The organism is Methylobacterium frigidaeris, assembly GCF_022179185.1.
GTDB lineage: Bacteria > Pseudomonadota > Alphaproteobacteria > Rhizobiales > Beijerinckiaceae > Methylobacterium > Methylobacterium frigidaeris.
Genome location: NZ_BPQJ01000472.1, coordinates 1 through 213 on the forward strand (window position 1 = coordinate 1; position 213 = coordinate 213).

The window sequence follows — 213 nt, forward strand, 5'->3', positions numbered from 1 at the left end:
ACCAGCTTGCTCCCGACGACATACCGCTTGGTGCCGAGGGCCTTCTGGACGAGGCCGCGTTCCTCGAGGTTGCCGATGAGACGATGCGCGGTCGGTATCGGCAGGGCGAGCGCATCGGCGATCTCCGCGGCCGAGAGCGCCTTCTTCTGCTCGGCCACGAAGGTCAGTATGGCGAGGGCCCGATCCAGCGGTCCGTCGCGTGACCGTTTGGGT

The 213-nt window shown here is 67.1% G+C and carries 1 protein-coding gene; it reads right to left on the reverse strand.

Annotated elements, in window-relative coordinates; genetic code table 11:
- Positions 1-188: helix-turn-helix domain-containing protein (locus tag MFF64_RS37670; RefSeq protein WP_238194232.1), on the reverse strand; the 188-nt coding region annotated here is incomplete at its 3' end.
- Positions 189-213: the final 25 nt, after the last annotated feature.